Genomic DNA, 10,174 nt, shown 5'->3' on the forward strand with positions numbered 1-10,174 from the left:
CTATATCACTCTTGCTCTGTCTCGACATAGAGTTAGGGAGGCAGAGTCTCCGGATCGGCGCTACCAGGAAGAGCCTGGTAACGAGTAAAACGAGTAAAATATAGGTTCTGCGTAAGTCTCGATCGACTGCGGTAAACTGAGGGATAATCAAAACGCCCTTTGATTGCGGCTCCTCCTAGTTTGAAGTGCAACCCTATGTCTACTGTAACTTTTGGTTTATCAACGCCTGTAGCTGCTGAGTCTGGGGCATTTTACGGCAGCGATCGACCGCCGAGTCGCCCCGCTGTGCGGGCACAGTGGATCGAGGTGTTGGTAGACTCTCCTTTCAGGGGTGCGGGGGACTCCGGAGGCGAGGAAAACAAGTTATTTACCTATCGCTTACCTGCGGAAATGAACGTGCAGCCGGGGGATATTTTGAGTGTACCCTTTGGCAGTCAACAGGTAGGAGCGATCGCAATTCGGTTCGTTTCTCAACTGCCAACCGACTTAGATCCGGCGCGGGTTAAAGATGTCCAAGATGTTGTCACTACGGGCTTTTTCCCGCCTACTTACTGGGAATTACTCGCTCGAGTATCCGCCTATTATTGCACGCCACTAATTCAAGTAATTAGAGCTTCACTGCCACCCGGTTTGTTAAGCCGTTCTGTGCGCCGAATTCGGTTAATTAAAGACGCAATTTCTCCCAATGCCGAAACATTTCTCAATCCCGCAGCCAGTCAAATTTTGCAGTTGCTGCAAGCTCAAAAAAACGGCGATTATACTTGGCAATACCTTCAGCGCCAAGTCAAGGGAAGTTATCGGGGATTGAAAGATTTATTGAAACGCGGTTGGGTTGAAAGTTATTTAGAACCGCCCAATCCTCCGAAACCACAACTAAAACCGGCAGTGACATTAATCCCCAGCGCTTTTGTCACGGATTTAACTAAGCGCCAACAAGAAGTATTGGAAGTTTTGCGTCGGGGCGGCGGTGAAATGTGGATGAACGATTTGCTGAGAATTTGCAGTACGAGTGCTTCGGTTGTCAAAGCTTTGGAACAAAAAGGTAGGGTGGTAATTGACCAAAGGGAAGTTCTCAGGGGCGATCGCCCAATTGCTCAATTGCCCGATACACCGAAAAATTTAACTCGTTTTCAAGCAGAAGCTTTAGGGTTTATTAATAGTTTTTCTGGATTCCGTCAAGTGCTGTTGCACGGCGTTACCGGTTCTGGTAAGACTGAAGTGTATTTGCAGGCGATCGCCCCAATCTTAGCAAGCGGCAAATCTGCGCTCGTCCTCGTCCCGGAAATCGGCCTGACACCCCAACTTACAGACAGATTCCGCGCCCGGTTTGGCGAGCAAATTTGCGTGTACCACAGCGCCCTATCCGACGGCGAACGTTACGATACATGGCGCCAGATGCTCACAGGAACGCCGCAAATTGTCATCGGCACGCGATCGGCCATTTTCGCACCATTACCGCACCTCGGCTTAATTATCCTCGATGAAGAACACGACAGCAGCTTCAAACAAGACCAACCAGCCCCCTGCTACCACGCCCGCACCGTTGCCAAATGGCGCGCCGAATTAGAAAATTGTCCCTTAATTTTAGGTTCTGCAACACCAGCATTAGAGACTGTTGTCGAAACTCAAATCAATAATTCCTCCCTACCAACAATCCATTATTTATCATTACCAGAACGCATCTACTCTCGCCCAATGCCGCCGATTCAAATAGTCGATATGCGCCAAGAATTGCGGCAAGGAAACCGCTCAATTTTCAGCACTGCACTGCAAAATGCGCTGGAACAATTGCAAACAACACAACAGCAAGGCATCCTGTTTATTCACCGCCGAGGACACAGTACCTTTGTCTCTTGTCGGAGTTGCGGCTATGTGATGGAATGCCCGAACTGCGATGTTTCGCTTTCCTATCACCACATCGGCGAAGGCACAGCAGAAATATTGCGCTGTCACTACTGCAACCACACAGAAAGACACCCTCAAAATTGTCCTGAATGCAGTTCTCCTTACTTCAAAAATTTCGGCAGCGGCACTCAGCGAGTCGAACAAGAACTAACCAGATTGTTTCCCGAATTGCGGGCAATTCGGTATGATAGCGATACGACTAGAAATAAGGGCGACCACCGGAGATTGTTAACGCAATTTGCTAATGGAGAAGCTGACATTTTGTTGGGGACGCAAATGCTGACGAAAGGGTTGGATTTAGCTGGAGTCACGTTGGTAGGAGTTGTCTCGGCTGATGGGTTGCTGAACTTATCCGATTATCGGGCCAGCGAACGAGCTTTTCAAACATTAACTCAAGTTGCGGGACGTGCGGGGAGAGGCGACGATCCGGGGCGGGTAATTATTCAAACTTACACTCCCGAACATCGAGTGGTTCAAGCTGTGAGGCGGCACGAATATGCGGGTTTTGTGGAGACGGAATTAGCAGAAAGAGTCGCGCTGAATTATCCACCTTCGGGGCGGTTGGTTTTGTTGCGGTTGAGTAGTGTGGATGCGGCGGAAGTTGCGGTGACTGCGGTACAATTGGCGTCTGTTTGTCGTGAATATATCGATCGATTGTCTTTACCGGGTTGCGAGATGTTGGGGCCTGCACCGGCGGCGATTATGCGGGTGGCGAACCGCTATCGGTGGCAGATTTTGCTGAAGTTACCTGTGGATGAGTCGCTGGATTTGTCGGATTTGGTCGGGTTGCGCGATTCCCTTCGGGATAGCTTCGCTTCACGCACGCCGCGTTCTGTTAGTTTAACTATTGATGTCGATCCGTTAAATTTTGGTTGATTGGGGATGGATAAGCCAGAATCCCCAATAAGACGGCGGTTGAAACCGCGTCTACACAAACAATGTCCACCTCCGTGGACTGAAGAAAACAACGTAATTTGAACGGTAGAATCGTAGGGTGCGTCAGCTTCGACAATTGTATCAACAATCGAAAATCTCCAAGCTGACGCACCTTAAAAGCCATGATACTTATCAAGCCAGGAATAAAATAATTATCTAATGCGTGTAATCGTAGGGTGCGTCAGCTTCGACAATTGTATCAACAATCGAAAATCTCCAAGCTGACGCACCTTAAAGCTATGATACTCATCAAACAAGAAATAAAATAATTATCTAATGCGTGTCATCAGCCGAAAATCGCTGAGAGAATTTTGGGAAAAACACCCCAATGCTGAACCAAGTCTATTAATATGGTATCAGCGTACTTCTCAGGCTGAGTGGCAAAACTTTGTTGAGGTACGCCAAGTCTTTCCCTCCGCTGACTTAGTAGGTAATTTTACAGTCTTTAATATTGGTGGCAATAATTATCGACTAATCTGTTATATAGATTATGAATACCAAAAAGTATTCGTGCGCAGTGTGTTAATTCATTCAGAATAGGATCAGGAGAATTGGAAAAATGACGATTGGTTTGAAAACTCCTAGTAGCGATTACATTGAGTTAATCGTAGCTTTTCCCCCACGCCCGATTAGTTGTGAAGCTGACTTAATTGCTACCCAAAATCGGATTAATTCTATTTTGGATCGCCGAAAACTGACGCAAGATGACAGAGATTACTTAAATGTGCTGGGTATTCTTGTCTATGATTACGAACAAAAACATGAGCCAATGCCTGTGCTAAAGGGGATTAAATTGCTCAAAGCTTTGATGGTTGAAGCTGAGCTTTCAGAAAAAGACTTGGTTGATATTTTTTCTACTGAGTCTATGGTGGCTGAGGTTTTGAATGGTAACAGGGAACTGACAGTGAGTCAAATTCAGAAATTAGCTGAGTTTTTTCACCTATCGCCGGGGCAATTTCTTGAGCAAAATTAATCTAATTCCCACTCTCTATCGACTTATTTAAATGTTTTGTAAATTGATCGGCCTGAACAATCGATCGAATTTATGTTGTTTATGTAATTTTATTTTAGCAAAATAAGTAGATGAGCAGTTGCTATAAATAAGTAGGGACACGCCAATGCCCAAGGAGTGTCAACACCACTTGAAAGCCTTGATAAATCTCGTTCGCACCTTAGTCTAGATCCCCCTAAATCCCCCGCATCGTTGCGGGGACTTTGAGTAGATTCCGGTTCCCCCCTTAAGAAGGGGGGCTAGGGGGGATCTGGCCTTAATAGTCTTGCCAGCAATCTGTGACTAGGTTTGAGTTTAAATTGATACTCCTTGGGCTTTTGGAGTGTCCTGTAAACCCACTCAACTAAGGCAAATCGGTCTCGCCCATCAGATAAAGGTCGCACTCGCGGGCCACACCGCGCCCTTCATTAATCGCCCAAACAATCAAACTTTGTCCCCGGCGACAGTCCCCCGCCGCGAAAACTCCCGGAATGCTGGTTGTATATTTTTCGTGCTCGGCTTTAATGTTGCTGCGCGCGTCGCGTTCCAATCCCATCGCATCCAGCAAGGGCTGTTCCGGGCCCAGGAAGCCCATCGCCAGCAAGACAAGCTGGGCTGGTAGGACTTTCTCTGTACCCGGAATGTGGTTGGGAATAAACTGCCCTTTTTCGTTTTTCGCCCACTCCACCTCGACGGTGTGTACGGCTTTGACGTTGCCGTTTTCGTCGCCCTCGAACTTGGTAGAGGTGGTGAGATAGCCGCGGGGGTCATCGCCGAATTTGGCTGCGGCTTCTTCTTGGCCGTAGTCGAGACGGTAGACTTTTGGCCATTCGGGCCAGGGGTTGTTGGCGGCGCGTTCGGAGGGCGGTTTGGGCAGGATTTCTAGCTGTACTAGGCTGTTGCAGCCGTGGCGGATGGAGGTGCCCACGCAGTCGGTGCCGGTGTCGCCACCGCCGATAATCACCACATCTTTGCCGGTGGCCCAGATGAAGTTATCGTTAGTGTTTTTGTCGAGAACTGATTTGGTGTTGGCGGTGAGGAAGTCCATTGCGAAGTGGATGCCTTTTAATTCGCGGCCGGGAATGCCTAAGTCGCGGGGTTTGGTGGCGCCGGTACAGAGGACAACTGAGTCGTATTCTTTTAGGAGTTGTTCTGCTGGTAAGTCTTTGCCGATTTCGGTGTTGCAGACAAATGTTACGCCTTCGTCTTCGAGGACTTTGAGGCGGCGCATGACGACTTGTTCTTTGTCTAGCTTCATGTTGGGGATGCCATACATTAGCAGGCCGCCTGGTCGATCGGCTCTTTCGTATACAGTTACCAAATGACCGGCTTTGTTCAATTGCGCCGCAGCCGACAAACCGGCGGGCCCGGAACCGATGATGGCGATTTTTTTGCCGGTGCGTTTGGCGGGCACTTCAGCGGTAATCCAGCCTTCATCCCAGCCTTTGTCGATAATTGCGACTTCGATGTTTTTAATCGTCACCGGGGGGTTGTTGATTCCGAGCACGCAAGCGCCTTCGCAGGGGGCGGGACATACTCTGCCGGTGAATTCGGGGAAGTTGTTGGTTTTGTGCAGTCTGTCTAGGGCTTCTTTCCACAGTCCGCGATATACTAGGTCGTTCCATTCGGGGATGAGGTTGTTGATCGGGCAGCCACTGGCCATGCCGCTAATCAGGGAGCCGGTGTGGCAAAATGGGATGCCGCAGTCCATGCAGCGCGCGCCTTGGGTGCGGAGTTTGTCTTCCTCCATCGGTAGGTGAAATTCGTCCCAGTTGTGGACTCTCTCGACTGGTGAGAGCTCGGAGGGCAATTCGCGGAGGAATTCGATAAAGCCTGTTGGTTTTCCCATAACGGTGTCTTTCTTAGAATTTACTATTCTGGCAGTTATCAAAGCTGAAGCTTGTAGCTTCTGAAATAACTATTGTGATATAAATTTTGTGCGATCGCACTTTCGATCGAGCAATTCGTATAGTCCTGGACGCACGGGCGGTCAAAAACAGGGGTTTTGGCTAAAATTATGTATTCTCGCTTACAAATCGGGGAAAAACCCCGGTGATCAAGGTCTGATGCGTCCGGGAGTGCCGTACCTAAAATCTTCAATATCGCCGGGAATGACCAATTGTCGGGAGTCGCATCGAAAAGACCTGCGATCGCGATGTTTAATTTTTCGCTAATTGCTGACGATCGCCAATCCAGCACAAAATAAGCATCAATTTAAGATTTTATACAATCGCGATCCTATATGATAGCACAAATATTGCCTTCACCGTTCCTCTATTCGCCGACCTCCAGCAACTTTTCAAAATCCGCAGCCGGCACAGGAGGACTGAATAAATATCCTTGCATGGCATCGCACTCGTAGCGCCACAGAAAATCTTTTTCTGCTTCGGTTTCTACTCCTTCGGCAATTACCTCAAGACAGAGACTGTGCGCCATTTCAATAATAGCTTTGACAATCGCTGCATTTGTGCAGCCGTCGGTAATGTTGCTGATGAAACAGCGATCGATCTTTAAAACATCGAAGGGGTATTGTGTCAAATAGCTTAAAGAAGAATAGCCAGTGCCGAAATCGTCAATAGAGATAGAAACTCCCAAATTTTTCAATTGTTGCAAAGTGGCGATCGCACTTTCGGAATCCTTCACCATCATACTTTCGGTGAGTTCTAATTCCAAACTGCTCGGTGCTAAACCAATTTCTGCTAATATTTCGGCAACTCTGCTGCTGAGATCCGGTTGGTAAAATTGGCGGGGGGACAGATTCACCGCTACTTGCTGCAAGGAAAAACCAGCATTTTGCCAAACCTGTATTTGTCTGCAAGCTGTCTGCAAAACCCACTCGCCCAACTGTACGATGAAACCAGTTGCTTCAGCATCTGGAATAAATTCGGCGGGCGAAATCAACCCTTTTTTTGGATGCAGCCAGCGCACCAAAGCTTCGGCGCTGATGATTTTACCAGTCTGGACATTGACCTGCGGTTGATAGTAAACTTGGAATTCTTCTCTTTCCAAGGCTGCACGCAAACTTGTTTCTATCTGCTTTAATTTGTCGGTGGCATCTTGGAGCAATGCGCTGCTTTGCGATGGCAAATTATGCTGCTGTTGGACTAGAGCTGCTTGTTTTTTCAAGCGGCTGGATACGGCGCCGACAAGTTCAGCTTTAGTAAAAGGTTTAGTCAGGTAATCATCTGCTCCCAATTCCATGCCTTGCCGCACTTCAGAGCGCGAGGCTTTACCAGTGAGAAAAACAAAAGGTACTGTAGCAGTAACAGGATGCGATCGCAAGGCCGCCAGCACCCCGTACCCGTCAAGTTCCGGCATCGTGACGTCGCAAAGAATCACGTCAGGAAGATTTGACACCGCCGCACATAAACCCTGCACCCCATTTTCTTCACCTGTCACGTCGAAACCTTCGGCTTTGAGGAGTTTGAGAATATTCTCCCGAATTACTCGATCGTCCTCAATCACTAAAATCTTTTTCATATGTCATTCCCTGAAAGCAGTATAATTGAGCGGCGTTGCTGAGCGCGATAATCAGGCAATAACTGAAAACGCACAGCTCGCTCGACCCGCAAAGCCGAATATTTTCCGACAAAAATAGCAGACGCCTCTGAAAAACGCTAATTTTTCAAGGACAACTAGATTAATGTTTCTCTGCTTATTTAGCGCCGTCCGTATTATTACGAGGTTAATGAGGTTAATTAAGAAATCTCTCAACTAATTCTAGGCGATGGACAGTTAGCATTGCCCTGAATAACTGCTAAACTGGTTGTGCCGTTAGAGCGATCGTCTGCAAACAATATCACTCTATTTATAACATTTGCTAAAAACAATCCTACAAAAAATGCAACTGCCAGCAACTTGGAAACCCTTGCAGAGTCAGTCTTTCCTCAATCTAATATCTAAAATCTAAAATGGCATTACCTAATGGATTCCCTGAGCCGGCACAAATTGGCGTCATAGAAGTTAAGCAATATCCTCAGTACCGCGCTGTCACCTACACCCACGCAGGCGATTTGCGACAAGCAACAGGAATCGCTTTCAATCCCTTATTTCAACACATCAGCAACAATCAAATTGCCATGACAACGCCAGTAGAAGCGCGCTACACGGCAACTTCCGAACAAATCGATGCAGTTCCTGTTGCAGAAGTTTCCTTCCTCTACCCCTCACCAAATATCGCCCCCAGCAGCGTTAACTCTGCTGTGGAAATTACGGATACTGCACCGATGACGGTTGTCAGCATCGGCGTGCGGGGGGCATACAATTGGGAAAGCTACGAAAATAACCTCTCCCAACTCAAAGATTGGCTTCAAGAACATCCCGAATACGAAATAGTCGGGCCGCCGCGTCGCTTCTTTTACAATTCCCCGATGACACCAGAAGCAACTAAAATCAGCGAAGTGCAAATTCCGATTAAACGCCGCTGAGGTGAACAACTAATTCGCGAATGTGACCGCGCTGGCGGTGTTCCCACAGATAAATTCCCTGCCAAGTTCCTAACAATAATCTACCGCGCGCGATCGGGATTTGTTCGGAAGTATGAGTCAGCGCGGTGCGAATGTGAGCCGGCATATCATCTGGGCCTTCTGCATCGTGAATGTAACTTGCGCCCTCCGGTACCAGTTTAGCCAAAAAGTTAGCCAAATCCGTCAGTACATCCGGGTCAGCATTTTCTTGAATCACCAAGCTAGCAGAAGTGTGGCGCAAAAATAAGCTACAAAGTCCCGTTTCTATACCAGAATTCGCCACCACATCTTCTATCTTAAGACTGATATTGTACAGAGACTTGCCTGTAGTTTTAATCTTGAGTATTTGTTGGTGATGAAGCATTAGATTTTAGATTTTAGATTTTAGATTTTAGATTTTATACCAATTCTGAAAATTAGTGCTACATACAAATTATAAGCTATAGTCTGTAGGGAAACGGCACTGCCGTGTCCGGCCGGGGCTGTAGCAAAAGTTTTTAAAATAGGTATTATATTAGACAAGATTGCCTCAGTCCTTTTAATCAAATTTTGGGACGATGCTCGCGTGTCATCCCACAAGAAAAAAAGATTTTTGTGGGACGTTGCTCTGAGGCTCGTCCTAACTATTTTTGCAAGAAGTCTATTTGAGATGAGACTGATGCAAAACTCTTCAGTCGGCGGAGGCCGACTTTGTTAGTATAGGCGCGATTTCAATCGCCGTCATCCAGCCAACGAAAATTTGTCTAAGCCAGATTTCAATCACCCTATTCAAAATAGTCTACAACAGCTTGGGCAATATCCTCCGTACCATTTTTATCCAACTTATCCGACAAAAGCGGCGACAGCAGCGGCTGTCGCAAAAACTCCCAATCCCCCTCAAAAAACTCCGCATCCGTCAAAATTTGATTTTCAGCATAATTTTGCAGCCCTTCGAGCAAAATCTGAGCTTCTGCAAAACCTTCTCTCATTATAGAAACAACAGGTATTTCCAAACGCAAAGCTTCCGAAAAAGTGCTGTATCCAGGTTTAGAAACCATGCGGCCGCAGACAGGCATCATATCGACCGGACGCGGTAAAATTGGGAAAGATTGTGCAAACTCTGGATTTTTGACTTTAATCAAATTCGGCAAATCGGGAGCGCCAGCATCAAAAGTGATAAATTGCCAGTCGCTAAATTGCTGTAAATTGTGATAAGGAATTGCCTCTAAACCCAGTCCGCCGAAAGTCAGCAATATAGTTTTTTGCAGCGGTGATTTAATTCCGAATACTTCCCGAATTTTATCGTTACTGTAGCGAGGATTGCCACCAGTCAAACCGACATCTTCAATATTAGGAAAAGCGGGCATCGGTTCGTGTAAAGGGAGACGAAAAAGCCGATCGCACTTTCCGAAACATTCACCAATCCAATCAGCCATTTCTACAAACTCCCCGCCCCAATCTCGATAAATAAAATCCCAGCCAAAATTGCTCATCATCCAGCAAGGAACCCCAGCCGCTGCGGCCATTCGCGTTGCTAAAGGAGGAATATCTGCCAGCACCAAACCCACGCGATTTTGTTTAATAAAATTAACTTCCCCCGCAATCAGCGAATTTTGCTTTTTCCGAATTTCCCGCAATTTTTCCAGCGTCGCCTGTTTATCCATATGCAAGCTATCAGCTTGCACAACTCCGACATCAAAAGCGCGGGGACGGAGGATGAAGTCGCCAGTAATGTAAGATTCTAGCAGCCAGCGAGGCGCAGTTGTTGTGATAATTAATAAAATATCGGGGTTTAATTCTTGAATTTTTGCTGCTACGGAGGAGACTCGGACAGCGTGGCGGAATCCGTGATTGGTGATGGCAATATATAATGTTGGTCGAGACATTGGGAATGGGG

Annotated in this window: 9 protein-coding genes; 4 read left to right on the top strand and 5 right to left on the bottom strand. The window is 47.1% G+C overall.

Annotated elements, in window-relative coordinates; genetic code table 11:
• Positions 1 to 195: 195 nt before the first annotated feature.
• From priA to IQ270_RS24405, 3 genes are all read left to right on the top strand, one after another.
• Positions 196 to 2,781, top strand: a complete 2,586-nt coding sequence (priA, locus tag IQ270_RS24395; RefSeq protein WP_193975768.1) for a primosomal protein N' — start codon at positions 196 to 198, stop codon at positions 2,779 to 2,781.
• A 336-nt stretch (positions 2,782 to 3,117) separates the two neighbouring features.
• The gene (locus tag IQ270_RS24400) at positions 3,118 to 3,381 is read left to right on the top strand and encodes a type II toxin-antitoxin system HigB family toxin (RefSeq protein ID WP_193975769.1); all 264 of its coding nucleotides are present in this window, start codon (positions 3,118 to 3,120) and stop codon (positions 3,379 to 3,381) included.
• A 19-nt stretch (positions 3,382 to 3,400) separates the two neighbouring features.
• Positions 3,401 to 3,814 (top strand): type II toxin-antitoxin system HigA family antitoxin, encoded by a 414-nt coding sequence (locus tag IQ270_RS24405; RefSeq protein WP_193975770.1) that lies wholly within the window; start codon positions 3,401 to 3,403, stop codon positions 3,812 to 3,814.
• Positions 3,815 to 4,196: 382 nt separating this feature from the next.
• Here the strand turns inward: IQ270_RS24405 and gltD are convergent, their stop codons facing one another.
• The 3 genes from gltD to IQ270_RS24420 all read right to left on the bottom strand — a co-directional run bounded on the left by gltD (position 4,197) and on the right by IQ270_RS24420 (position 7,312).
• The gene (gltD, locus tag IQ270_RS24410; RefSeq protein ID WP_193975771.1) at positions 4,197 to 5,681 is read right to left on the bottom strand and encodes a glutamate synthase small subunit; all 1,485 of its coding nucleotides are present in this window, start codon (positions 5,679 to 5,681) and stop codon (positions 4,197 to 4,199) included.
• Positions 5,682 to 5,719: 38 nt separating this feature from the next.
• Positions 5,720 to 6,031: a hypothetical protein gene (locus IQ270_RS24415; RefSeq protein WP_193975772.1), complete on the bottom strand. Its 312-nt coding sequence runs from the start codon at positions 6,029 to 6,031 to the stop codon at positions 5,720 to 5,722.
• Positions 6,032 to 6,106: 75 nt separating this feature from the next.
• Positions 6,107 to 7,312, bottom strand: coding sequence for an EAL domain-containing response regulator (locus tag IQ270_RS24420; protein ID WP_193975773.1), 1,206 nt, complete (start codon positions 7,310 to 7,312; stop codon positions 6,107 to 6,109).
• A 431-nt stretch (positions 7,313 to 7,743) separates the two neighbouring features.
• On the opposite strand from IQ270_RS24420, the gene IQ270_RS24425 reads away from it, so the two are divergent.
• Complete coding sequence (locus IQ270_RS24425; protein ID WP_193975774.1) at positions 7,744 to 8,259, top strand: heme-binding protein; 516 nt, start codon at positions 7,744 to 7,746, stop codon at positions 8,257 to 8,259.
• Here the strand turns inward: IQ270_RS24425 and IQ270_RS24430 are convergent.
• Both IQ270_RS24430 and IQ270_RS24435 read right to left on the bottom strand, forming a co-directional pair.
• Positions 8,246 to 8,662: a secondary thiamine-phosphate synthase enzyme YjbQ gene (locus IQ270_RS24430; protein WP_193975775.1), complete on the bottom strand. Its 417-nt coding sequence runs from the start codon at positions 8,660 to 8,662 to the stop codon at positions 8,246 to 8,248. The genes IQ270_RS24425 and IQ270_RS24430 overlap by 14 nt on opposite strands.
• A 400-nt stretch (positions 8,663 to 9,062) precedes the next feature.
• Entirely contained in the window at positions 9,063 to 10,163 is a 1,101-nt protein-coding gene (locus IQ270_RS24435) for a glycosyl transferase (protein WP_193975776.1), read from the bottom strand.
• Positions 10,164 to 10,174: the final 11 nt, after the last annotated feature.

This window comes from Microcoleus sp. LEGE 07076 (assembly GCF_015207455.1).
Classification (GTDB): Bacteria; Cyanobacteriota; Cyanobacteriia; order Cyanobacteriales; family Microcoleaceae; genus Microcoleus.

Bases quoted from the DNA above. Each gene is read 5' to 3' on its own strand.
- IQ270_RS24435 (WP_193975776.1), bottom strand. From the start codon at position 10,163: ATGTCTCGACCAACATTATATATTGCCATCACCAATCACGGATTCCGC.
- IQ270_RS24420 (WP_193975773.1), bottom strand. From the start codon at position 7,312: ATGAAAAAGATTTTAGTGATTGAGGACGATCGAGTAATTCGGGAGAAT.
- IQ270_RS24425 (WP_193975774.1), top strand. From the start codon at position 7,744: ATGGCATTACCTAATGGATTCCCTGAGCCGGCACAAATTGGCGTCATA.
- IQ270_RS24430 (WP_193975775.1), bottom strand. From the start codon at position 8,662: ATGCTTCATCACCAACAAATACTCAAGATTAAAACTACAGGCAAGTCT.
- priA (WP_193975768.1), top strand. From the start codon at position 196: ATGTCTACTGTAACTTTTGGTTTATCAACGCCTGTAGCTGCTGAGTCT.
- IQ270_RS24400 (WP_193975769.1), top strand. From the start codon at position 3,118: ATGCGTGTCATCAGCCGAAAATCGCTGAGAGAATTTTGGGAAAAACAC.
- IQ270_RS24405 (WP_193975770.1), top strand. From the start codon at position 3,401: ATGACGATTGGTTTGAAAACTCCTAGTAGCGATTACATTGAGTTAATC.
- gltD (WP_193975771.1), bottom strand. From the start codon at position 5,681: ATGGGAAAACCAACAGGCTTTATCGAATTCCTCCGCGAATTGCCCTCC.